The organism is Streptomyces sp. NPDC018000, from assembly GCF_044328025.1.
In the GTDB taxonomy this organism is placed as follows: domain Bacteria; phylum Actinomycetota; class Actinomycetes; order Streptomycetales; family Streptomycetaceae; genus Streptomyces.
On sequence record NZ_JBIRGM010000005.1, the window covers coordinates 360,274 to 384,722 of the forward strand.

Sequence of the window (24,449 nt, forward strand, 5' to 3'; positions counted from 1 at the left end):
CTCGCTCGTTGACGTGCTCCCTGGCCTAAAGTCCAGGGATTCCGGCCTGGGTCGTTCGACCCCTCCGGGGGCTTCCTGCTTCAACGCGCTGTGCCGGGACTTTCGTCCCGGTCGGGTGGTTGCGCGGCGCGGCCCTGGACCGGTCCCGGACGCCTCGGCCGATGCCTGGCGTCATTCCTCGACCATGCGGGCGCCTACCGCTGACGCAGCGCGGCCAGTACCTCCCGCGCCGCACGCTCCCCGCTCTCGACGCCGCCGTTGAGGTAGCCCTGGCTGTGGGTGCTGGTGTGCTCGCCGGCGAAGTGGAGGGCACCTTCCGCAATCCCGGAACAGCCCCAGTACTTGGTGTACTGGCCGGGTGCGAAGGAGGCGTACGAGCCGTGCGTCCACGGGTCGTCCACCCACGAGTCCAGCCAGGAACGCCCGTTGTATGCGCCGGCCATGCCCGGCACCAGCCGGTCGATGAACTCCAGCGCCTCCTTGACCACGTACGCCGGTGCAGTGCCATGGGCCTGCGCCGCCGGGTAGCTCGCCCCGGCGTGGCCGCCGTTGAAGATGGTCAGCAGCCCTTCCGGGCCACCCTGGGTCGCGGAGCTGTCCCAGCTGCCCCGCTGCGGGACATCGCACTGGAGGGAGCCGCTCCAGCCGTGCCGGGCGAACCGCTCGCGGAACTGCAGCAGCAGCTTGGCGTTGGTGCCCATGCCGTGGTGCTCGATCGCGTCCCGCTTGCGTGTGCTGAGCCCGGACGCGGTCAGGTCGGTGCGGCGCAGCGCGGTGAACGGCAGGGCGAACACCACACGGTCGGCGACGACGGGCTTGGGGGTACCGGAGAACTTCAGCTCATACACCGTGCCGCGCTTTCGGACGGCCAGCAGCGGGGCGTCGAAGCGCACTGTGCCCTTCGGCAGCCGGGCCGCGAGCTGGTTGGGGATCAGGTCGTTTCCTCCCCGGGTGTGGTACCGGTCGTCGGCGCCGGGGTCGGGGGCAACGTACTGCTCGATGAGGTTGATGGCGCTGAGGTCTTCGGGGTCGCTGCCGAAGAAGCCCGCCGCGCTCATACCGATGGCGGAGGCGAGCAGGGAGGAGGATCCGCCGGGCACGTTGGCGTCCAGCCAGTCGCGCATGGACATCTCGTCGAACGCCCGGGCTGCCCGGGAAGCCTGGGCGGCGGTATAGCTCCCGATCCGCTTGGCATCGGCCTCGATCCGTCGCTGCACCACGGGCATGTCGCGGTAGACGTCCCGCACCGCCCGCACACCCTGCAGGTAGAGCACCCCGTCGCCGTCCGGTTCGGCGGCCTCGCGGTCATCGAGGGAGAGGCCGAGTTCGGTGGCGAGCTTGCGGATGTGCACGTGCCTGGTGTCGATGAACTCACCGCCGTGCTCCGCGACCTGGCCGCTTGCGAAGCCGCGCGCCGACCAGCACCGGCCGCCCACCCGCCCGTCGCGGGCCTCGAACAGCCGGACCCTGACGCCCTGTTGGGCGAGCCGGTAGGCGCAGGTCAGCCCGGCGAGGCCGGCGCCGACCACGACGATCCGTGCATCGTGGGGGGTCTGCCGCCCCATCGCCTCGGCGCTCGCCGGGAGCATGGCGGTAGCGGCCAGTGCGCCGCCTGCGGCAAGCGCGCCGCGCAGCACTCCCCGACGGGTCGGGGAGTCGGCCGGGGCGACAGGCACCGCCTCCTGAGCTTCGGCGCGCAGGGCGCGTACTGTCCGCATCCATGGTGTGCCGCCAGTAGGCATGGAGACTCCCGGGGATCGAGGAACGTTGGGTGAGCCACATCGTTCGCGGTAAACATGTTCACCACAACGGCGGTGATCCGACGGAATCCGATGCCGCACCCGTCCCCGGACACGAATTTCGGAGATCGTCACGGAGGGATTGGTTTCCCCACAGCCGGTTCCTGTCCCCCGAGACATGACACGCGTACGAATTGTCGATGTGGCACGGGCGGCCGAAGTATCCCCCCAGTGCTTACCGGCAGCAGAAGGCGGCACCACCGATTCGCATGGTGGCGCCGCCTTCCGGTGCTTCCGGGCATCTGCCTGAGGCCGAGCTGATCCCGCTGCCCCGGCGTCGACAGTGTCATGCCGGGGCAGCCGCAGCCGTCAGGTTCCGTCTTCCGCCGCCACTGGCTTGGGGATCAGGAAGGACGCCACGGTGGCGAGGCCCAGCAGGACCACGCCCGCGATCATGCCGGCGACATAGCCGTCGGTCGATGCCGGGTCGGAGGGCTGGAAGGCCGTCTGGACCGCGTAGAGCGCCGCGAAACTGAGCCCGGCCCCGAGGTTGAACGCACCGGCGTTCAGCCCGGGCAGGAATCCGGGGTTCTCGCGCGGGGACAGCACGATGCCAAGGCCGTTGAGCACGATGTTGCCCACGCCCGCGTAGGTGATGCCGACCAGTAGCGAGGCCACGAGCAGCAGGGCACGCGACTGCTCGCCCAGGGTGAGGATCATCAGGACGACCGAGGCGGCCGCGCCGATCAGGCCCAGACGCAGGATACGGCGGTAACCGAAGCCGGCGGCGAGCCGGCCGGCGATGGGACCCATGGCAAGCCCGGCCAACGCGTACGGCGTGAGCGTCCACCAAGCGGACTCTTCTGCGGACATGCCGAGCCCGGCGTGTGCGTCCTGGGCGAACGCCGGGATCAGCCCGTTCATGACGGCGAACACGCCGGTCATGGTGAGCACGGTGGTCAGCAGCGTCGCCCAGGTCGCGCGCTGTCGCAGGTGCCGGGTGGCGACCAGCGGGTGCCCGCTCCTGCCCTCGGTCCGCCAGAACAGGGCGAAGGCGATCGCGGCCACGACGGCAAGGACGGCGACGAGCGGCCAGTTCGCGGCGTCAAGCTTTCCGGCCTCGTTCAGCGCGATCAGCAGTGCTCCGACGGAGATGACCAGCAGTGTGACGCCGGGCCAGTCCATCCGGGACGCGGTGTCCGCCTTGGACTCCGGCGTCATGACGGCGACCAGGACCGCGGCGAGCGCCGCCACCACGGCCATGACCCAGAACACCGAGGCGAAGCCGTGCTTGTCGGCGAGGAACCCGCCGACGAGGGAGTCGACCCCGGCGATACCACCGTTGACGGCGGTGATCACGCCCAGCAGGGTGCCGTACTTCTTCGGCTCGGTGACCTCGACCCGCAGCATGATCAGGCACAGCGGCACCGTGGGCCCGGACACGCCCTGGATGATGCGGCCGACGAGCAGCATCGGCACGTTCTGTGCCAGCGCGGAGACCACGCAGCCGATCGCCATGAGCACCATCATCGCGACCAGCACCCGGCGGCGGCCGATGATGTCGCCCAGCCTCGGCAGGAACAGCGAGAACAGGGCCGCGGAGGTGAAGAACGCGGTCTGGGTGAGCCCGATCTCGGCCGAAGTGGCGCCCAGGCTGTCCTCCATGCTCTTCAGGGCCGGGCTGAGCATGCTGGCGTTCAGCTGGAAGGCGAAGCACGCCATGAGGAGCGCGGCGAGCAGCACGCCCACTCGGACCGGACGCCGGTCGGTGACCGGCGTCGGCCCGTCCGGGACGGATTTGGTACTGGTGGAGACGTTCATTCGGCGACGTCACCGATCCGCGTCAGGGCGTCCACGACGAGGTCCCAGAAGCGCTCGTGGTCGAGCTTGACGGCGACCTGGGTGTGGCAGTCGGGCGGGGCGGGCGCCCGGAAGTCGGTCACGGTCATGCCGAGGGTCAGCCCGCCGGTGAGCTCGATGTCCACCGGGGCCTTGCGCACCGTCATGACGCTCGGGTCGATGACGTAGGCGACGGCGCACGGGTCATGCACCGGAGGGTGCTCGAAGCCCTGTGCTTCGAGGTAGGTGGCGCCGAAGAAGTCGAGCAGCTCGCCCACGAACGCGGCGGGCTTGGTGCCGACCGCGGCAATCTTCTTGCGCACCTCCGGGGTCGCGAGCGCCTGGTGGGTCAGGTCGAGACCCACCATGGTGACCGGCCAGCTCTCGTTGAAGACGATGTGCGCGGCCTCCGGGTCGATGATGATGTTGAACTCGGCGACCGGGCTCCAGTTGCCCTCGTGGTAACCGCCGCCCATCAGCACGACCTCGCGGACGCGGGAGGCGATGCGCGGCTCCTTGCGTACGGCGAGCGCGATGTTGGTCAGGCCGGCCGTGGGGACGATGGTGATCTCGCCCGGCTCGTGGGACATCACCGTGTCGATGATGAGGTCCACGGCGTGGCGGCGGTCCAGCTCGAGGGTCGGTTCGGGCAGCACCGGGCCGTCGAGTCCCGACTCGCCGTGGATGTCCGGCGCCGTCTCGATGGTCCGCACCAGCGGCCGCGGGCTTCCCGCGGCGAAAGGAATCCCGGTGATACCGGCGATACGCGCCACGGACAACGCGTTGCGCGTCACCTTCTCCAGCGTCTGGTTGCCGACCACGGTGGTCACGGCGACCAGATCCACGTCCGGATTCCCGTACGCGAGGAGCATGGCAATCGCGTCATCATGCCCGGGATCGCAGTCCAGGATGATCTTTCTGGCCATCAAAAGAGCCCCTTTGCTCAGCTGAACGGTTCGCGATGGATCTCGGCCAGCGCCGCAACAGGGCTACTGCACAGAGTGCGCCGGTACGGTCCCCCGACCGCCCGTGGGTCCACGCCGGTATGCGGCGCCGACCCACGGGCGGGCAGCGAAACAGACAGGTACCGCGCACTCTTCCTTGATCACGCGGTAGGAAAACATTGGGAGAACGATCTGGGAAATCGTTCTCCGAGAACTTTGCGCACCGACGCCCGCGATGTCAATGGGTGAAGTCTTATCTCACGTTGTGACCTGTTTGGGACAGTGGATCGCCGCCTAGGCACGGGGGATGGCCGGTGATAACGTTTGCCAACTCCCCACAGGCATCCGCCCGCTTCACGCGGCCGGACCAGAAGAACAGGGCAGGCGATCCGAAGTGGCGGAAGTAACACTGCGAGATGTGGCTCGACTTTCGGGCTGTTCCGTCGCCACGGTGTCCCGGGTGCTCGCCGGCAGCCGCCCGGTCGGCGCGGAAACCGCCCGGCGGGTACGTGCGGCCGTCGACAGTCTCGGCTACCGGCCCAACCACGTGGCCCGCGCGTTGCGCAGCCGCTCGACAGGCACCATCGGCCTCGTCCTGCCCCAGATCACCAACCCGTTCTACCCCACTCTGGTACGGGAACTGACGCGCGCGCTGCACACCCACGACCGTGCCGTGATCCTCGCCGACTGCGACGACGACCCGATGACCGAAGCGGCCCGGATCGACGCCCTGCTGGCCCGGCAGGTCGACGCCCTGCTTGTCGTCCCGGTCGACGAGCAACGCAGCGTGGCCGCGGTGACCGCCGCAGCGGCCCGGGTACCGCTGGTACTGCTGGACCGAGGCTGCGGCCCCGGCGTCGCCGACTCCGTGGTCGTCGACAACGCCGCCGGCATACAGCTCGTGCTGGACCATCTCGCGGCCGCGGGGCGTCGCCGTCCGTGCTTCATCGGGGCTGCGGGCACCGCATCGGCGGCGGTCGAACGCCGCGCCGCGTACGAGTCCGGCGTCGGCGCACTGGACCCGCAGGCGCGCGGACGTGTCGAACTCGGTGAATTCTCCGTCGAGTGGGGACGGGCCGCGGTAAACCGGGTGCGCGCACACCGCCCGGACGCCATCGTCTGCGCCAACGACCTCATCGCCATCGGTGCACTGCAACGACTGCGACAGCTGGGAGTGGACGTCCCGGGCGAGGTCGCCGTCACCGGCTTCGACGACATCCCCATGGCGAGCCTCACCGACCCTGGCGTGACCACCGTCCGCCAACCCGTTGCCGAACTGGCCGCGGAGGCCGCCCGGTTGCTGGACCGGCGGCTGGCCGGAGAGAAGGCAGGCCCGAGCCGCACGGTACGACTCGGTCCGGAACTCTTGGTCCGCGGCTCCAGCACGACGGACTGCAGCGGTCCGGCCGACGCCGCGCCCGGCGCCGACGCGGCGTGGGCCCGGGAACCTGCCGGAAACCCGGCGTCATGACCGTGGTCGGCGTCCGGGGCTGACCGGCTGTCGGCCAGGCGCCCCGAACCCGCATCCACGCACTAGGGCGTGTTTCGAAAGTCCCGTCTGGCCGGGGGCGTCTGGCACGCACGTTCGCCGCGTTGTCGGTCGTCGGCGCAGCCCGCTGCGCTCTCCTCCCTCCGCCTTGCGATCGCACGCACCGGACGCCCCCGGCCCCGCCCTGCGGGCGGACGACGCTACTTTCGAAACACGCCCTAGTGCCGGTCGCGGCACTGGGCACGCCACACCGTGTGTCATCCCGTCAACGCCGCGGCGGGATGACGGCTGAGCATTCCCGTTTTCTTCACAGCACGGAGACTTCCTCCGCGCTCGGGAAGGACTCCTGCGCGCCCTGTCGGGTGACGGCCACCGCACCGACCCTGACGGCGAACGCGGCGGCCTCGGCCAGTTGCTCTCCCAGGCCGAGCCGCCAGGCCAGGGCTGCGGTGAACGCATCGCCCGCCCCCGTCGTGTCCACAGCCTCGACCTTGGGGCTCGGTACGAGTACGACATCCCCCGTACGGCCGTCGGCGACGAGCGCGCCCGCCGCACCCAGCGTGACCACGACCGACCGCGGGCCGAGCTTCAGCAGTGCCCGCGCCCACTCCTGAGGTGTGGCGCCGGCGCCTTCCCCCAGCATGTAGCGCGCCTCGTGCTCGTTGACGACCAAGGGGTCGCAGGCGGCCAGCACGTGATCGGGCAGGGGTGCGGGCGGGGACGGGTTCAGAACCAGCCGGGTATCGGGGGACATGGCACCGGCCACCTCGGCAACCGTCTCCAGCGGAATCTCCAGCTGAACGGACACGACCCGCGCCGCCTCGAAGAGGGGTCCGGCCGCCCGGATGTCCTCCGGGGTCAGCCGACCATTGGCACCCGGCGACACCACGATGCTGTTGTCGCCGGAGGGGTCCACGGTGATCAGCGCGACTCCGGTCGGCGCCCCGCCCACGAGGACGCCCTCGGTGTCCACTCCGGCGGCCCGCTGCGACTCGAGCAGCAGGCGGCCGTGGGCGTCGTCGCCGACCCGTGCCAGCAGCGCAGTGACGGCCCCGAGGCGGGCGGCGGCCACCGCCTGGTTCCCTCCCTTGCCGCCCGGGTGGACGGCAAGATCTGAACCGAGCACGGTCTCACCGGGCGCTGGCCGGCGTTCGACACCGATGACCAGGTCGGCGTTGGCCGAGCCCACAACCAGCAGGTCGTACTGGTGGTGGTCGTTGACGTGCATTGTTCCTGCTTTCCGAGGTCGGACGCTGCTCAGGCGCTGTTCGGGAGAAGTCGGCAACATTCTTCTCGGTGACTACTTTGAACTGGCACCTTCACCATGCCATAGACCTTCTTTCCCTCCGCGGCTCGCACCGCGTCCGCCCAGTTCCTTCGGCCGCGACTCCGGCCGCCTTCACCTCCGCCCGGGCACACGCCTCCGCCTGCATGAGGAAAGGTTTTTTGAACGGCGAACCCCACCATCTCCCTTCCGGCGGCGTTCAGTTCGGGCGTGGTGGTCTTTCGTACGCCTTCGATGCGCGGCAACTCGCCCTGGGTGCTCATGGGTTGTTCCTCCGGCTCGACGTGGGTTCGCCGCACGAGCTGCGTACGACAAGGCGGGCAGGAAGGGTGACGGACTGCGGGGGGCGTCCCTCGATGACGTCGACCAGGGCGCGCACGGCAGCGCGACCGAGTTCGCCGGTCGGCTGGGAGATCGCCGTGATCGGCGGATCGGTATGCAGGAACCACGGGATGTCGTCGAAAGCCGCCAGCCCGATGTCCTGCGGGACGCCCAGTCCGCGCGCCCGGATCGCGTCCAGCGCGCCGAGTGCCATCAGGTTGTCGGCGGCGAACACGACCTCGGGCGGTTCGGGAAGCGTCAGGAAGCGCTCGGTGACGCGGCGTCCGCTGTCCGCCCGGAAATCGCCCTGGCCGATGTAGCTGTCGGGCAGCGCGAGTCCGTGCTCGCGCATCGCCTCGCGGAAGGCCTCGACGCGTTCGTCGCCCGTGGTGGCCGGGCCCGCGATGATCGCCAGCCTGCGGTGGCCGAGGCGGTGCAGGTGGGCGACGAGGTCCCGGACGGCGGCGCGGCCGTCGGCACGCACCACGGGCACGTCCACGCCCTGGATCCAGCGGTCGACGAACACCATCGGTGTGCCGCCCGCCGCCGCACCGGGCATGAACGGAGCACTGCCGTCGGCCGGGGAGACGAGGAGCCCGTCGATCCGACGGTCGAGGAGCGTACGGATGTGATGTTCCTGCAGGTCGGGGCGTTCGTCGGCGTTTCCGATGATGACGCTGTAGCCGAGCGCGCGGGCCTCCTCCTCGACGAAGCGAGCCAGTTCGGTGAAGTACGGGTTGAGTACGTCACTGATGACCAGGCCGAGGGTGCGTGTCTGATCGGTGCGCAGCGAACGGGCGACGGCGTTGGGCCGGTAGCCGAGGGCCTCGACGGCGGCGAGGACACGTGTGCGCGCGTCGGGGCTGACGGAGGGATGGCTGTTGAGGACGCGGGAGACCGTGGCGACGGACACTCCCGCCTCGGCCGCGACATCCTTGATGCTCGCCATCTTCCGGACCACCTCCTTGCGGTTCCCGTGGCCTCGAAACCAGCAGCTCACCGAAATGTAATCGATTACACGGAAGATTGGAATCGATTACATGACCGAAAGCAAGACCCCACCCGGCGACCGAGACCAGATCGTGACAAAGGCTTTCGGCCCGCGCGGGGGCGAGGGCGCTTCGCAGGCCGCACCCGCGGCACCGGCCACGGCTGCGATTTTACCGAAGCCTTGATCATGTGATCGAGTCAACTCCGGGCGCTCGAACTCCATTTGCTATCTTTACGGTGGTCGGGGGGATATAGACGTGCTCGGGGGGCGGCATGGAAACACGGCCAACGGTTCGGCTCATCGACCGTGAGCGTGAACTGGCCACGCTGACTGCCCTGCTCAGGGACGCCGCGGGGGGACGAAGCAGCATCGCGCTCGTCAGCGGACCGACTGGCAGCGGCAAAACGCAATTGATACAAACTTTCTGCAAACAGGCGGAGGCATCTCACGCGACGGTATTGACCGCGGTCGCCTCCCCGGCAGAACGCGAAATTCCGCTTGGCGTGATGGACCAGCTCTTCAGGAGCGAGGCACTGCCGCTGGAGTTCCGGGACCGGGTCAGCGAGCTGCTGACGGAGGAGCTGTCCGCCGGCCGGGGCAGCGATCCCATCCTGGCGAGCCAGCCGAGCATCACGGTGGCCCACGGGCTGCGGTCGATCCTGCTGGAACTAGGCAGGCGGGGGCCTGTCGTCATGAGCTTCGACGACCTCCAGTTCGCGGACGGCCCGTCCCTCCAGATGCTGCTGTTCCTGCAACGCAGGACGAAGGCGTCGCGGACGCTGCTGCTGCTCGCCGAGGAGTCCACGATCCGTTCGCCGCACCCGGTGTTCCACGCGGAGCTGTTCCGGCAGCCGAACTGCCGCAAGATCCGCCTGGAGATGCTCTCCCGGGTCAGCACCCACGCCATGATCGGGGCAAGGCTCGGCCCGGCCAGGGCGATGGAGCTGACCGACTCCTACTACGAGGCGTCGGGCGGCAGCCCGCTCTTTCTGTCCGCGCTGCTCGATGACTACGAGGCGGCCCACCGCACCAATACCGGAAGCCACAAGCGCGAACCGGCCATCCCTGACGAGGCGTTCCGCAACGCGCTCACGGGCTGCCTGTTCCTGGCGGGCCCCGCGGTGCTCGAAGTCGCGCGCACGGTGGCCGCGATGGACGCCGTCATGCCCTCGGTATCCATCGCCCACATTCTCGGCAGGAACACCGCCACCGTCGAGCACGCGATCGCCACGCTCACCGCCAAGGGCTTACTGAACTCCGGCAGGTTCCGCCATCCCGCGGCGCGCACAGCCATCCTGGAGCAGGTGCCCCCGGACCGGCGGCACGAACTGCACCTGCGGGTCGCGACCGTGCTCCAGAACGAGGGCGCGCCGCCCGTGGCGGTCGCCAAGCAGCTCATCGCGGCGAGCAAGGCGCCCGAGGGGTGGATGATCAACGTCCTGAGGGACGCGGCCCACGCCGAACTGGCCGCGGGCAGGGCGGAGATGGCGGGCGAGTACCTCAAGCTCGCGCTGACGTACGGCACGAACAGCCGCCAGCTCGGCGCGCTCATCGCGGACCGTATGCGCATCGACTGGCGGAAATCCCCCCTGCGCGCGATGCGCCACACCGCGTGGCTCAAGGATTCACTGCGCCGCGGGCATTTAACGGGACAGGACTCCAGCCTGCTGATCCGCAACCTGTTGTGGCACGGCCGGTACGACGAGGCGCGCGATTCGCTGGCGCTGTGGGAGGAGGACGAGGCGGAGGGCCACGGCTTCCCCTCGGAGGAGCTGTCGGCCTTCAACTGCTGGGTCGCGTACACACATCCCTCGCTGACCGCCGCTCCCGGGGGCTCCTTGGGGCCCGAGGAAGCGCCGGGCTCGGCGGGGGCTGCGGGCGACAAGCAGGCGAGCGGGGCGCCGGTCGCGGATCTGCGGTTCGGTGTCGCGCCGGTGCGCCCGTTCGGGCGCGAAGCGATCTCCGAGCTGGCCCGGCTGCTCGGCCAGGGTGCCAACGACGACACGGTGACGACCGCGGAGGGTGTCCTGCACAGCGTCAGCCTGGGCGACGACACCCTGGACTCGCTGCACGCGGCACTGCTCACGCTGCTCTGCGCGGACCGTCCCGACAAGGCGGCGGCCTGGTCGGAGGAGCTGCTCAAGGTCGCGGTGGAGCACGGCTCGGCGTCCTGGCAGGCGGCGTTCGCGGCGATCCGCGCGGAGGCGGCGATCCGCCAGGGAGACATGGCGACGGCCGTGCGGCACGGGGAGGCCGCGCTGGCGCAGCTCTCCCCCACCGGCTGGGGTGTGGCGCTCGGCAGCCCGCTGGCGAGCCTGATCCTGGCGAACACGTTCATGGGGCAGTACGAGCTGGCGGTGAAGTACGTACGACTGCCGGTGCCGGACACACTCTTCGACGCCCGGTACGGGCTGCACTACCTCAACGCGCGCGGGCAGTTCCACCTGTCTCGGAACAGGCCAGCCGCCGCGCTGGCCGACTTCGAGAGCTGCGGGCGTCTGATGGACGCCTGGGGTCTCGATCTGCCGTCGTTCATCTCGTGGCGCAGCGGCGCGGCGGAGGCGGCGTTGGCCCTCGGGCAGCGCAGAAGAGCACGGCTCCTCATGGAGGAACAGCTGAATCGTCCCGGGACGCATCTGCCGCGCACCCGGGGCGTCTCGCTGCGGGTGCTGGCCGCGACGTCGGATCTGGAGGACCGCCCGGCGCTGCTCCACCAGGCGATCCAGCTGCTCCATCCGGACCTCGGGCGTTTCGAGCTCGCCCGCGCGCTGTCCGATCTCAGCGACGCCTACCGGCAGTTGGGCGATGCCGTCCAGGCCAAGGGGATGGCGGACAAAGCAGCGGAGATGCTGCGGTCATGCCAGGTCGCCATGGAATGGGACCGGCCGTCGCCGACGTCGGCACCGGCGCGCCCGCCCCTGCCCGACGTGGCGACCAGATACCCGGAGTCGAGACCTGACGGCGCCGAGCTGCTGACGGAGGCGGAGCGGCGGGTCGCAGAACTCGCCGCTCTGGGCGCCACCAACCGGGCTATAGGGCGCAAGCTGTACATCACGACCAGTACCGTGGAACAGCATCTGACGCGAGTCTACCGCAAGCTGAACGTCAGCCGGAGGGGGGGTCTGGCGGCGCGGCTCAACATCGTCCGGGCGGGTGACGCCGAGTCGGCCTGAGCCCGGTGCCCGTCGGGGCGGGGGTCTATGGCTCATAGCTCCACTCCAGGTAGTGCTCGATCTCGTCAGCGGCGCGCCGCGCGCCTCCCGCGCGGCGCGCCTGCCGCTGGAACTCCCGTACGGACCGGGTGACGTCGAGGTCGTCGACGAGGGCGGCGACGGCGTCGGCGAATGTGGCGAGTTCGGCGTCCTCGAGGGACACCCGTACTCCGAGGCCGAGTTCGGTGAGTCGGTCGGCCACCGCGCGCTGCCGATGCGACGTCGGCACGGCGACGAGGGGTGTATTGAAGTACAGAGATTCTATTACGCTGTTCAGGTCCGAGTGGCAGACGAATGCGGCCGCCCGGCGCAGCACCGCGGCCCGTGGAACATTGTCGTGGATCTCGACATTGTGGGGCTTTTCGCCGGCCGGGAAGAGGGTTCCCGGGTCGCCGTCCGCCGCGATCACCAGGTGGAGTGGTTTCTCGGCGAGGGCGGCGACACAGGCGCGGAGGAAATCGGGTGCGCCGTCGAAAAGTTCGGGGTCGAGGGAGAGGAGCACCACAGGGAGCCCCGTAGACGGCGGCATCCACCGTTCGTCCATCGTGCGCTCGGGTATGCAGGGTCCGACGAAAGCGACATGGCCATCGAAGAGGTCGCCTTCGGCCTGGAACTCCCTGGGCAGCAGCGCTATCGACAGGGGCTCGGGCTTCGTACAGAAGTTGCTCGGCGAGATGCCGGCCTTTGCCCCCGGGGAGAGGAACTGGAAAAGGCGCTCTCTGATTCGGGTGGGCAGTTCTCTGATGCAGGCGTTGCTGTCAGCGTCGGACTCGATCTGGGGTGCCTCGTCGCCGACGACCGTGTCGCCGTGGGCGAACGACGGGAGTATCTGTACGGCGGGCCGGTTCCAGCGGCATGTCAGGAGGCGGGCGGTGACCCGCGCCGATGTCTCGTAGAGCACCAGGTCGGGTATGTCGTCGACGAATTCGGCATTGATCTCCTCGGCGCAGTCGAGGGTGTCCGCGACGAGGACGGGATCGGCCGGGCCGCTGCATTCCCAGGTGTCCACCTCCAGGCCGTAGGTGGGGCAGGACTCGTGGACGAGGACGTCGACGCCGGTGGCGACGGCGCGTTGGGCGAAGTCCCGGGTAGTCACACAGGTGATCCGATGGCCCCGGCGTTGCAGTTCCTGGGCTATCAGCAGCATCGAGCGGATCTGCGGCTCGGCGGGAGCGTTCAGGACGACGATGCTGTAGCGCGGCGCGGGGAACTCGTCGGTCATGAAGACAATCTCCCCTGCCGCTGCCGCCGAAGCGCGAAATTTCGCCTCTGCTTGCGCACAAGCAGGAATTCACGGGGAGCCTGATGGGTCAACAGCTCATGCAATATGAGATCGCATCCTGTGGTCGGGCGCCGGGGCGTACCACGCACAAGGCGCTGTGCGAATACGGTCGGCCGAATCCTCAGGGGCCAAACCCGAGGGGCCCGACTGGCCCGAAGCCGCCGAATGTTCGGTACGAGTCTGTACTTCCGGGAGAGCTACGCGACCGGCGGTGCGAGGTTGCACGGAACAGAGAATGCGCTGGACCGCAAAACGAGAGACACTCTCACAACCGGCTGCATTCACTGTAAACGATCGCCACCGGCACAAAAAAGCCCCTGAACCCCCTAAGGGGTCGGTATTGATGAATTCACGCCACTCATATCGGCGTGCTTGGCCGACTCGCAACGGGTATGTGCGAGACCCCGGTGCGCTGTACGCGGCACCGGGGCCTTTCTTCCGGGACAGCCCTTAGTTGTCCTGAAGAGATCGCAGCCAGATCTCGATGGCCTCGGCGGTGGCCTGGGCCGAATTCTCCAGCAGGGTGAAGTGGTTGCCCTGGATCTCACGCAGGGTGTGCGGGGCCGACCAGGAGGAGCGCCAGCTCTCGTCGTCGGCTTCGGTGGCGGCCGCGGCTTCGCCGGCTTCCTCGGCCTCGTTGACGAACGACTCCGTCGGCCGTACGAACAGGACGGGTGCCGTGACCTCTTCGGGAGCGCACTGCCTGATGAGGGTGCTGTAGCGGCCCATTGCCGACAGCCTGGCGGTGGAGAACATCCCGAAGTGGTCCTCGCGCGCCATCATTCCGTCGAGCATGCGTGCCCACAGCCCGTCGTCGGCGTCGTCGGCGCCGGTGGACCGCTGGTCGTCGCCGTCGAGGGGGAGGTAGGTGTCGAGCAGCACGACCGCGGCGGGTGTCACCCCGTCGCGCTCCAGGCGGCTGGCGGTGGCGTGCGCGAACTGGCCGCCGGAGGAGTAGCCGACGAGGGCGAACGGCGTGTCCCCCGCCAACTCCCTTACGCTCCGGGCCAAGTGGTCGACGGCCGCGTCCACCGAGGCGGGCAGCGGTTCGCCGTCCACGAAGCCGGGCGGGGTGACGACGTGCACGTCGCGCACGTCCCGGAAGCCCGCGGCGAGCCGGGCGTACTGCTGGGCCCCGGCGAGCGCCATCGGGGACGGGAAGCAGATGAGCATGGGACCTTCGGGGCCCTTGGCCAGCCGCACCGGCGGGCTCACTGCGCCGAGTTGAGCGGCGGTCGTGAAGGCGGGGCGCAGCTCCGCCACGGCGCCCAGCAAGGCCGTTCCCTCGGCCATCTTGCCGTCGCGGACGGCGGCGCGGAACAGTTCGCTGACGGCCTCCGGCATGCGGGTCGGATCGGCGGCGGTGGCCGGCACGGTGGTGCCGGGGGCCTCTGCCGGTGGTGCGGATCGCAGTTCGGTGGCGAGGTGCGCGGCGAGGCGGGCTGGGGTGCCGAGGTCGAAGACGGCGGCGGCGGGGACTTCGAGGCCGGTGGCCCGCTGGAGGTTCTTGCGCAGTTCCATCGCGGACAGCGAGTCAACGCCCACTTCGAGGAAGCCGCGTTCCGGGTCGAGTTCTCCGGCGGAGTCATGGCCGAGCACCGCTGCCACGTGTTCCACGACGACTTCGGTCAGCACTTTCTCCCGTTCGGGCTCGGGGAGTTCGTCGAGCCGGGCGCGGAGCCTGCCGGCCGCGAGAGCGTCGGGGGGCTCGCTGACGGCCGCTGGTTCGAGCCCGTCCGTCACGGCCCCGCCGAAGAGCGCGGGCGAGGCGGTCCAGTAGCGGCGGTGCTGGAAGGCGTAGGTGGGCAGGTCCACCGCCCGTGCGCCGCTGTCCTCGTACAGCGTCTGCCAGTCCAGCCCGGCCCCGGCGGCGTGCAGCAGTCCCACTCCGGCGAGGAGGGTGCCGGTCTCGGCGCGGTTTCTGCGCATCAGGGGCACTACGGTGGCCCGCTCGGCGTCCTCGGGGTCCAGGCTGGGCTGGACGAGGCCGGAAAGCACCGCGTCGGGGCCGATCTCGACGAAGCGGGTGATGCCTCGTGCCCCGGCGGCGCGCACTCCGTCGGCGAAGCGGACCGCTTCTCGTACGTGCCTGACCCAGTACCGGGGCGAGGTGAGGCCGGCGGGGGTGGCGAGTTGCCCGGTGACGTTGGAGACGACGGGCAGCGTGGGCTCGTGGAAGGTGAGGCCGTTCACCACGCGTTCGAACTCGTCGAGCATGGGGTCCATGAGGGGTGAGTGGAAGGCGTGGGAGACCTTGAGGCGGGAGGTCTTGCCGCCCTTGGTCTTCACGGCCTCCACCACCGCTTCCACCGAGGCGGCGGTGCCGGAAACGACCACGGAGCGGGGGCCGTTGACGGCGGCGATCGCCGCGTCGTCCACCCCGTCCAGCAGTTCGCGTACGTCGTCCTCCGTGGCCTGGACGGCGGCCATCACACCACCGGCCGGGAGGGCCTGCATCAGCCGTCCCCGGGCCGCCACCAGCGCCGCCGCGTCCGCGAGGGAGAACACGCCGGCCACGCAGGCGGCACTGATCTCGCCGATGGAGTGTCCGGCCAGCACGTCCGGGCGCACGCCCCACGAGGCGACGAGCCGGAACAGAGCCACCTCGATGGCGAACAGGGCAGGCTGCGCGTACTCGGTACGGTCCAGCAGAGCGGCCTCGTCCGAGCCCTCCGCCGCGAACACCACGTCCCTCAGCGGCCGCGGGAGCAACGGGTCGAGGTGCGAACACACCTCGTCCAGGGCCTGGGCGAACACGGGGAAGGCTCCGGCGAGTTCACGCCCCATACCGACGCGCTGGGCGCCCTGCCCAGTGAAGAGGAAGGCAGTCTTGCCGCCCGTGTGGGCAGTGGCACGGGCGAGGTTGGGAGCGGGGGTGTCGTCGGTGAGGGCGGTGAGGGCGGTGGTGAGCTCGACCGCGTCGGAGGCGGTGACGGCGGCGCGGTGGTCGAGGTGGGCGCGGGTGGTGGCGAGGGAGTAGCCGATGTCGGTGAGGGAGGGGGCCCCGGGGTCTTCGAGGAGGTGGAGCAGGGCCGCGGCCTGGTCGCGCAGGGCGTGGGCGTTGGCGCCGGATATCGGCCAGAGCACCGGTGTGCGGATACCCTCCCGCGCAGGGTCGTCCTCCTGGGCGGCCACGGCGCTCGGGGCCTGTTCGAGGATCACATGGGCGTTGGTGCCGCTGATGCCGAAGGAGGAGACGGCGGCGCGCCGCGGCCTGGTGGTCTCCCAGGGCCTGGCCTCGGTCAGCAGCTCGACCCGGCCCGCGGACCAGTCCACCTTGGACGACGGCTGGTCCACGTGCAGGGTCCTTGGCAGGATGCCGTGGCGCATGGCCATGACCATCTTGATGATTCCGGCAACGCCCGCGGCGGCCTGGGTGTGTCCGAGGTTCGACTTGATGGAGCCGAGCCACAGGGGCTGGTCGTCGGGGCGGTTCCTGCCGTAGGTCGCCAGCAGTGCCTGGGCTTCGATGGGGTCGCCGAGGACGGTGCCTGTACCGTGCGCCTCCACCGCGTCGACCTGGTCGGCCGAGAGCCGGGCGTTCGCCAACGCGGCCCGGATGACGCGCTGTTGGGCCGGCCCGTTCGGAGCGGTGAGTCCGTTGCTCGCGCCGTCCTGGTTCACGGCGCTGCCACGCACCAGGGCGAGCACCCGGTGCCCGTTGCGCCGAGCGTCGGAGAGCCGCTCAAGAGCCAGCACGCCGACGCCCTCGGAGAAGCCGGTGCCGTCGGCGGCCTCGGCGAAGGACTTGCACCGGCCGTCGCCGGCGAGCCCGCGCTGCCTGCTGAAGTCGACGAACGTCCCCGGCGTGGACATCACGGTGACGCCCGCGGCGAGCGCGAGCGAGCACTCGCCGTTACGCAGCGCCTGGGCTGCCAGGTGCAGCGCCACCAGCGACGAGGAGCACGCCGTGTCCACAGTGACCGCGGGGCCCTCGAAACCGAAGGTGTAGGAGACCCGTCCGGGGACGACGCTGCCGCTGCCGTAGCTGTTGATGTAGTCGTGGTACATCACCCCGGCGAAGACGCCGGTGCGGCTGCCGCGCAGCGCCCCCGGCACCAGCCGGGCGTTCTCCAGCGCCTCCCAGGCGACCTCGAGCAGCAGCCGCTGCTGGGGGTCGATCGCGCGGGCCTCGCGCGGCGCCACGCTGAAGAAGGCGGGGTCGAAGTCCCCCGCGTCGTGGAGGAACCCGCCGTGCCGGGAGTACGAGGTGCCGTCGTGCTCCGGGTCGGGGTCGTAGAGGGCGTCGAGGTCCCAGCCCCGGTCGGCGGGGAACTCGGTGATGGCGTCGGCCCCTTCGGAGACCAGCCGCCACAGGTCCTCGGGCGAGCGGACCCCGCCGGGGTAGCGGCACGCCATCCCGACGATGGCGAGGGGTTCCCGCGCGGCGGCGGTCAGCTTGCGGTTCTGCTCGCGCAGCCGCTCGGTCTCCTTGACAGACGCCCGCAGCGCGTCGACGAGCTTCGCGCGGGACCCATCGGGCCCGGGGGGCTGAGCGGCCCGGCCTGGACGACTGGTCTCAGTCATGGCGGTGTCACTTCTCCCACGTCGTGTCGTTGACGTCGAACTCGTCCTGGTCGTATCCGTAGTGGTCACCCGCGTCGCCGTCCCCTTCGGTGTCGCCGGGGCCGGAGTCCGCGAGGGCCATGCTGATCAGGGCGTCGGCGTCCATGACGTCAATGGAGTCAGTGGCGTCCGCGTCCTCGGCGGCCACGGCGTCCGCCTCGATCCCCGCGAGTTCGAGCAGGCTGTCCATAAGGCCCGCCTCCCGCAGCCGGGACAGCGGGATGGCCGCGAGGGCACTGCGGACGCGTGCCTCGGCCGAGACGCCGTCCGTGCCGTCTGCGCCGTCCCCGGTCCGGGGAGCGAGTTCCTCCCACAGGTGGCCCGCCACGGCCCTGGTGCTCGGGTAGTCGAAGATGAGCGCGGCCGGGAGGCGGAGCCCGGTGGCCGCGCCCAGGCGGTTGCGGAACTCCACGGCGGTCAGCGAGTCGAAGCCCAGGTCGCTGAAGGACCGGTCGGCGTCGACGGCCTCGGCGCCGGCGTGGCCGAGCAGTGCCACGACGTGCCCGCGCACCACCTCGATGAGCAGTTCCTTCCGCTCTGCCGCCGGTGCCTCGGCGAGGCGGGCGCGCAGGCGCTGGGAGTCGGCGGGCGCCGCCGCGACGGCCTGGGAGGCGCGGCGCCCGGGCGCCCGGACCAGGCCGCGGAAGAGCGGCGGCAGTTCCTCTTCGCCGCCCTGCGCCATGGCCCGTACGTCCAGCACGACCGGGACGAGGAGCGCGTCGGCGGGGGCGCCGGTGCGCTCCGTGCCGAGGACAGCCGTGTCGAGGAGGGCGAGGCCTTGCTCGGGGGTGAGCGCGCCCGCACTGGAGCGTGCCATGCGGTGGGCGCCGGTGACGCTCATCCCACCGGCCATGCCGCCGTCGTCCGCCCACAGGCCCCAGGCCAGCGAGGTGGCCGCCAGGTTCTGGGAGCGGCGACGCTGGGCCAGGGCGTCGAGGAAGGAGTTGGCGGCGGCGTAGTTGCCCTGTCCCGGAACCCCGAGCGCGCCGGCGATGGAGGAGAAGAGCACGAACGCCGACAGGTCGAGGTCGCGGGTCAGCTCGTGCAGGTTCCAGGCGGCGTCGACCTTGGGCCTGAGGACCGTGTCCATGCGCTCAGGGGTCAGCGAGCCTATGACGCCGTCGTCGAGCACTCCCGCGACGTGCACGACCGCGGTGAGCGGGTGCTCGGCAGGGACCGCCGCCAGCAGGCCGGCCAGTTGGGACCGGTCGGCGGCGTCGCAGGCGGCGAGCGTAACGCTCACGCCGCGCTCGGCCAGTTCCGCGCGCAACTCGGAGGCGCCCGGCGCGTCCTGGCCCCGCCGGCTGGTCAGCAGCAGGTGGCCGACACCGTGCTCGGCGACCAGGTGGCGTACGACCAGGGCGCCCAGGGCGCCGGTGGCGCCGGTCACCAGGACGGTGCCCTCGGCGTCCCAGGCCTTCTCCGGCTGGGCGGGGGCGACGGGGACGCGCGCCAGCCTCGGGGCCGCCAACACACCTTTTCGGATCGATAGTTGGGGCTCCTGGACGCGTACCGCTCCGGGCAGGGCGGTCAGCGAGGCTTCGGTGCCGTCCACGTCGACCAGCACGATCCGGCCGGGGTTCTCCATCTGTGCGGACCGTACGAGCCCGCTCACGGTGGCGGCCGCGAGGTCGGCGATGTCGCCGTCTGCGGTGGGCACCGCGCCCTGGGTCACGACCACCAGCGTCGAGGCGGCGAACCGGTCGTCCGCCAGCCAGGTCTGGAGGTCGGCGAGCGTCCGGTGTGTCAGCTCGCGTACGGACCCGGCGGTGTCGGTGGTGTCGGTGGCGCCGAGGACCGGCAGCACAACAATGCCCGCGTCTCCCGCGTCCCCGAGCTCCGGCACCACCGCGGTGCTGCCTACCACCGTGGCCAGTGTCTCCGACCACGCGGCGGCGCCGGTGCCGACCACCGCCCATTTTCCGGTGCCGGTGCCGGAGGGGACGGCGGGCAGCGCGGCCCAGTCCACGCGGTACAGGGAATCGATGAACTCGGTGCGAGCCTGTGCCAGTTGCTCTTCGGAGATCGGCCGTACGTCCAGCCGCTCCACCGAGGCCACTGCCTGCCCGGCAGCATCCGCCACCGCGAGCGACACCGCCCCGGCACCGGACTCCGCGCCCGAGCCCAGCGGGCGCACCCGCACCCGCAACGCGGTGGCGCCCGTAGCGAACAGCTCGACGCCCGACCAGGCGAACGGCAGCCCGGCCCGCTCCCCCACGGCGCTCAGCCCCACGGCGTGCAGCGCCGCGTCCAGCACCGCCGGGTGCACTCCGAACCCGTCCACGGCCACGCCGTCCGGCAGCGCGACCTCGGCGAACACGTCGTCGCCGAGCCGCCAGGCGCTCCGCAGGCCGCGGAACGCGGGGCCGTACGACAGACCGCCCTCGGTGAACCGCTCGTACACGCCCTCAACCGGCACCGGCACCGCACCCACCGGAGGCCAGACGGCGAACTCCGTGCCGTCCGCGACGGTGGGCGCCGCGGCGACGAGCACACCCGAGGCGTGCCGCACCCACGGCACCTCGTCCACGGCGCCCTCACCACGCGAGTGGATGGTGAAGGTGCGGCGGCCCGAGTCGTCGGGGGCGTGCACCACGAGCTGGGTGTGGACGGCACCGCGCTCCGGGAGCACCAGCGGCATCTCCAGCGTCATCTCCGCGAGCACCGGGCAGCCTGCCTGGTCACCGGCGGCGATGGCCATCTCCACGAAGCCGGTGCCGGGGAACAGCACGGTGTCGCCGATGGCGTGGTCGACCAGCCAGGGCTGGATCCGGGTGGAGAGCTGCCCGCTGAAGAGCAGGCTGTCGGCCTCGGCGAGCACGACGGCCGCGCCGAGCAGCGGGTGATCGCCGCCACCTGAGGCCGCGCCGAACGGGGAGTAACCGTCGATCCAGTAGCGCCGGCGTTGGAAGGGGTAGGTGGGCAGGTCGACCGGGCGGGCCTGGCCGTCGGTGTGGAGGGTGGTCCAGTCGATGGTGTGCCCGTGGGCCCAGAGCCGGGCCAGGGCGGTCAGTGCCTCGGGCTCCTCCGGCCTGTTCCGGCGCTGGAGGGGGATGGTCTGGGCGTCGGTGTCCTCGGGGAGGGCGTCGGTGGCCATGGCGGTGAGGACGGCGTCGGGGCCGATCTCCAGGAAGGTGGTGACCCCGTCCTCGGTCAGGGCCCGTATCCCGTCGGCGAAGCGGACCGCTTCCCGTACGTGCCTGACCCAGTACCGGGGCGAGGTGAGGTCGGCGGGGGTGGCGAGTTGCCCGGTGACGTTGGAGACGACGGGCAGCGTGGGCTCGTGGAAGGTGAGGCCGTTCACCACGCGTTCGAACTCGTCGAGCATGGGGTCCATCAGGGGTGAGTGGAAGGCGTGGGAGACCTTGAGGCGGGAGGTCTTGCCGCCCTTGGCCTTCACGGCCTCCACCACCGCGTCCACGGAAGCGGCGGTGCCGGAAACGACCACGGAGCGGGGGCCGTTGACGGCGGCGATCGCCGCGTCGTCCACCCCGTCCAGCAGTTCGCGTACGTCGTCCTCCGTGGCCTGGACGGCGGCCATCACGCCACCGGCCGGGAGGGCCTGCATCAGCCGTCCCCGGGCCGCCACCAGCGCCGCCGCGTCCGCGAGGGAGAACACGCCGGCCACGCAGGCGGCACTGATCTCGCCGATGGAGTGTCCGGCCAGCACGTCCGGGCGCACGCCCCACGAGGCGACGAGCCGGAACAGAGCCACCTCGACGGCGAACAGGGCAGGCTGCGCATACTCGGTGCGATCCAGCAGAGCGGCCTCGTCCGAGCCCTCCGCCGCGAACACCACGTCCCTCAGCGGCCGCGGGAGCAACGGGTCGAGGTGCGAACACACCTCATCCAAAGCATCCGCGAACACGGGGAAGGCTCCGGCGAGTTCACGCCCCATACCGATGCGCTGGGCGCCCTGACCGGTGAACAGGAACGCCAACCGGCCCTTGACCGCGGTCCCTTCGACCAGGCTCGTCGTGGTCTCACCGGCCGCCAGGGCCCGCAGGCCCGCGATCGCATCGTCGCGGCCGGTGCCGAGGACGACCGCGCGGCGCTCAAGCTGCGCACGCTTGGTCGTGAGCGCCACGGCCACGTCCACCGGGTGGGGGGCGTTCTCGCCGTCCAGCAGCTCGGCCAGGGCCTGCGCCTTGGCACGGAGCGCCGCCGGGCTCGCGGCGGACACCGGGAGCAGGAGTGAGCCGGGGACGTCGTCCTGTCGCGGGAAGTCGGGCCCCGGCTTGGTGGGCTCGGGGGCCTGCTCGATGATGACGTGGGCGTTGGTGCCGCTGATCCCGAAGGAGGAGATGGCGGCGCGCCTCGGCCTGGTGACCTTCCAGGGCCTGGACTCCGTCAGCAGCTCGACCCGCCCGGCCGTCCAGTCCACCTTCGACGACGGCTCGTCCACGTGCAGGGTCTTCGGGAGCACCCCTTGGCGCATGGCCATGACCATCTTGATGATTCCGGCGACGCCGGCGGCGGCCTGGGTGTGGCCCAGGTTCGACTTGATGGAGCCGAGCCACAGCGGCTGCTCCGCCGTGCGGTCGCGGCCGTAGGTGGCGATGAGGGCCTGCGCCTCGATGGGGTCGCCCAGGACGGTGCCGGTGCCGTGCGCCTCCACGGTGTCGATCTCGTCGGTCGACAGCCGGGCTTCCGCCAACGCGGCGCGGATCACCCGCTGTTGGGACGGGCCGTTGGGGGCGGTGAGGCCGTTGCTGGCGCCGTCCTGGTTGACGGCGGAGCCGCGAACCACCGCGAGCACCTGGTGCCCGTTGCGCTGGGCGTCGGAGAGCCGCTCGACGACCAGCACGCCGACGCCCTCGGACCATCCGGTGCCGTCCGCCGCCTCGGCGAAGGACTTGCACCGGCCGTTCCTGGCGAGGCCACGCTGCCTGCTGAACTCCAGGAAGGTGGCGGGCGTGGACATCACCGTCACGCCGCCGACCAGCGCGAGTGAGCACTCGCCGTTGCGGAGCGCCTGGCCGGCGAGGTGCAGCGCCACCAGCGAGGAGGAGCACGCCGTGTCCACGGTGACCGCGGGGCCTTCGAGGCCGTAGGTGTAGGCGATGCGGCCGGAGACGATGCTGCCCGCGCTGTGGCTGGTCGGGTAGTCGTGGTACATCAGGCCCGCGAAGACACCGGTGGCGCTGCCCTTGAGTGTGGCCGGGTCGATGCCCGCGCGCTCGAACGCCTCCCAGGACGCTTCCAGGAGCAGGCGCTGCTGGGGGTCCGTGCTCAGCGCCTCGTTGGGGCTGATGCGGAAAAAGGCGGCGTCGAAGTCGGCGGCGTCGTGGAGGAATCCGCCCTTGTTGACGTAGGTGGTGTCCGGGCGCTCGCCCTTCGGGTCGAAGATCGCGTGGGTGTCCCAGCCTCGGTCCTCCGGGAACTCGGAGACGGCGTCCCTGCCGTCGAAGACCAGGTTCCACAGATCTTCCGGCGACTCGATGCCTCCGGGGTAGCGGCAGGACATGCCGACGATGACGATCGGATCGTCGCTCACGGGGCCCCTGTGCTTCACCGCCGTGGCGGTGGGGGCGTCGAGGGTGCCGAGCAGTTCGTCATGGAGGAAGTCGGCGAGGTCGCCCGCGGTCGGATAGTCGAAGACGAGCGTGGCGGGCAGCCGCAGGCCCGTCGCCGCGTTCAGTCCGTTGCGCAGTTCGACCGAGGTGAGGGAGTCGAAGCCGAGGTCGCTGAAGGCACGGTCGGGGGCGATGGACGCGGGGTTGGCGTGGCCCAGGACGTCGGCGATCTGGCCCCGTACCACGTTGAGCAGTGCCCGCTCCCGCTCGGCCGGGGTGAGCGCGGAGAGCTGCTGGTGCAGGGAGTCGGCGGTGGTTCCGTCGCTGACGGCGGCAGTACGGCGCACGGTGGGGACGAGGTGGTGGTAGAGGGGCGAGAGCTCCGTGCCCTGCGCCCGTAGCGCGTCGACATCGAGCCGTACCGGCACGAGGGCCGAACCCGCACGCACACCCACATCGAACAACCGCAGACCCTCCGCCACCGTCAACGGCAGCACACCACCCCGCGCCATCCGCAACCGATCACCCTCCGACAACCCACCACCCATACCCCCCACACCCTCATCCCCCCACACACCCCACGCCAACGACACACCCGACAAACCACCCGCAACCCGCGACTCCACCAACCCATCCAAAAACGCATTCCCCGCCGCATAATTCCCCTGCCCCGGCGCACCCAACACACCAGCCGCAGAAGAAAACACCGCAAACAGACCCAACCCCAGACCACTCGTCAACTCATGCAGATTCCACCCACCCAACATCTTCGGCCGCAACACACCAGCCAACCGCTCCACCGACAACGAACCCACCAAACCGTCATCCAACACACCCGCCGCATGCACCACACCCACCAACGGAAACTCCCCAGGAATCCCCGCCAACACCCCAGCCAACGCCTCCCGATCCGCCACATCACACGCCACCACCTCAACCGACTCCGCACCCAACCCCACCAACGACTCCACCAACCCACCCGAACCCACACCACCACTCCGACTCACCAACACCAACCGCCGCACTCCACACACCGACACCAAATGCCGCACCAACACCACACCCAAACCACCCGTACCACCCGTCACCAACACCGTCCCACCACTCAAATCCACACCCTCAGCACCCTCAGCACCCTTGACCACCGCAGGCACACCCGCCCGCACCAACCGCGGCACCAGCACAACACCATCCACCACCACAACCTGCGGCTCACCCACACCCACCGCACGCAACAGCATCTCCGGCGACAACTCACCCCCCGC

At 70.6% G+C, this 24,449-nt stretch carries 10 protein-coding genes; 2 read left to right on the plus strand and 8 right to left on the minus strand.

Annotated features, from left to right (window positions below):
* Nucleotides 1–194: 194 nt before the first annotated feature.
* From ACH4EW_RS15970 to ACH4EW_RS15980, 3 genes are all read right to left on the minus strand, one after another.
* Nucleotides 195–1,742 carry a flavin monoamine oxidase family protein gene (locus tag ACH4EW_RS15970; RefSeq protein WP_398256821.1) on the minus strand — a complete coding sequence of 516 codons (1,548 nt, stop codon included), beginning with the start codon at nucleotides 1,740–1,742 and terminating at the stop codon, nucleotides 195–197.
* Nucleotides 1,743–2,108: 366 nt separating this feature from the next.
* Entirely contained in the window at nucleotides 2,109–3,560 is a 1,452-nt protein-coding gene (locus ACH4EW_RS15975) for an MFS transporter (protein WP_398256823.1), read from the minus strand.
* The gene (locus tag ACH4EW_RS15980) at nucleotides 3,557–4,504 is read right to left on the minus strand and encodes a nucleoside hydrolase (protein ID WP_398256826.1); all 948 of its coding nucleotides are present in this window, start codon (nucleotides 4,502–4,504) and stop codon (nucleotides 3,557–3,559) included. Before ACH4EW_RS15980 ends, ACH4EW_RS15975 begins: the two co-directional genes overlap by 4 nt.
* Nucleotides 4,505–4,940: 436 nt before the next feature.
* On the opposite strand from ACH4EW_RS15980, the gene ACH4EW_RS15985 reads away from it, so the two are divergent.
* Nucleotides 4,941–5,993, plus strand: a complete 1,053-nt coding sequence (locus tag ACH4EW_RS15985; RefSeq protein WP_398256828.1) for a LacI family DNA-binding transcriptional regulator — start codon at nucleotides 4,941–4,943, stop codon at nucleotides 5,991–5,993.
* Between the two features lie 325 nt (nucleotides 5,994–6,318).
* On the opposite strand, the gene ACH4EW_RS15990 is transcribed toward ACH4EW_RS15985, so the two are convergent.
* Complete coding sequence (locus tag ACH4EW_RS15990; protein ID WP_398256831.1) at nucleotides 6,319–7,239, minus strand: ribokinase; 921 nt, start codon at nucleotides 7,237–7,239, stop codon at nucleotides 6,319–6,321.
* 316 nt (nucleotides 7,240–7,555) lie between these two features.
* Nucleotides 7,556–8,566 carry a LacI family DNA-binding transcriptional regulator gene (locus ACH4EW_RS15995; RefSeq protein ID WP_398256833.1) on the minus strand — a complete coding sequence of 337 codons (1,011 nt, stop codon included), beginning with the start codon at nucleotides 8,564–8,566 and terminating at the stop codon, nucleotides 7,556–7,558.
* A 314-nt stretch (nucleotides 8,567–8,880) separates the two neighbouring features.
* On the opposite strand from ACH4EW_RS15995, the gene ACH4EW_RS16000 reads away from it, so the two are divergent.
* Complete coding sequence (locus tag ACH4EW_RS16000; protein ID WP_398256836.1) at nucleotides 8,881–11,781, plus strand: AAA family ATPase; 2,901 nt, start codon at nucleotides 8,881–8,883, stop codon at nucleotides 11,779–11,781.
* Nucleotides 11,782–11,806: 25 nt separating this feature from the next.
* On the opposite strand, the gene ACH4EW_RS16005 is transcribed toward ACH4EW_RS16000, so the two are convergent.
* The 3 genes from ACH4EW_RS16005 to ACH4EW_RS16015 all read right to left on the minus strand — a co-directional run.
* The gene (locus ACH4EW_RS16005; protein WP_398256839.1) at nucleotides 11,807–13,042 is read right to left on the minus strand and encodes a hypothetical protein; all 1,236 of its coding nucleotides are present in this window, start codon (nucleotides 13,040–13,042) and stop codon (nucleotides 11,807–11,809) included.
* A gap of 510 nt (nucleotides 13,043–13,552) precedes the next feature.
* The gene (locus ACH4EW_RS16010; RefSeq protein WP_398256841.1) at nucleotides 13,553–17,629 is read right to left on the minus strand and encodes a type I polyketide synthase; all 4,077 of its coding nucleotides are present in this window, start codon (nucleotides 17,627–17,629) and stop codon (nucleotides 13,553–13,555) included.
* A gap of 7 nt (nucleotides 17,630–17,636) precedes the next feature.
* Nucleotides 17,637–24,449: SDR family NAD(P)-dependent oxidoreductase (locus ACH4EW_RS16015; RefSeq protein ID WP_398256844.1), on the minus strand; the 6,813-nt coding region annotated here is incomplete at its 5' end.

Bases quoted from the DNA above. Each gene is read 5' to 3' on its own strand.
- ACH4EW_RS15990 (WP_398256831.1), bottom strand. From the start codon at position 7,239: ATGCACGTCAACGACCACCACCAGTACGACCTGCTGGTTGTGGGCTCG.
- ACH4EW_RS16010 (WP_398256841.1), bottom strand. From the start codon at position 17,629: ATGACTGAGACCAGTCGTCCAGGCCGGGCCGCTCAGCCCCCCGGGCCC.
- ACH4EW_RS16000 (WP_398256836.1), top strand. From the start codon at position 8,881: ATGGAAACACGGCCAACGGTTCGGCTCATCGACCGTGAGCGTGAACTG.
- ACH4EW_RS15970 (WP_398256821.1), bottom strand. From the start codon at position 1,742: ATGCCTACTGGCGGCACACCATGGATGCGGACAGTACGCGCCCTGCGC.
- ACH4EW_RS16005 (WP_398256839.1), bottom strand. From the start codon at position 13,042: ATGACCGACGAGTTCCCCGCGCCGCGCTACAGCATCGTCGTCCTGAAC.
- ACH4EW_RS15980 (WP_398256826.1), bottom strand. From the start codon at position 4,504: ATGGCCAGAAAGATCATCCTGGACTGCGATCCCGGGCATGATGACGCG.
- ACH4EW_RS15975 (WP_398256823.1), bottom strand. From the start codon at position 3,560: ATGAACGTCTCCACCAGTACCAAATCCGTCCCGGACGGGCCGACGCCG.
- ACH4EW_RS15995 (WP_398256833.1), bottom strand. From the start codon at position 8,566: ATGGCGAGCATCAAGGATGTCGCGGCCGAGGCGGGAGTGTCCGTCGCC.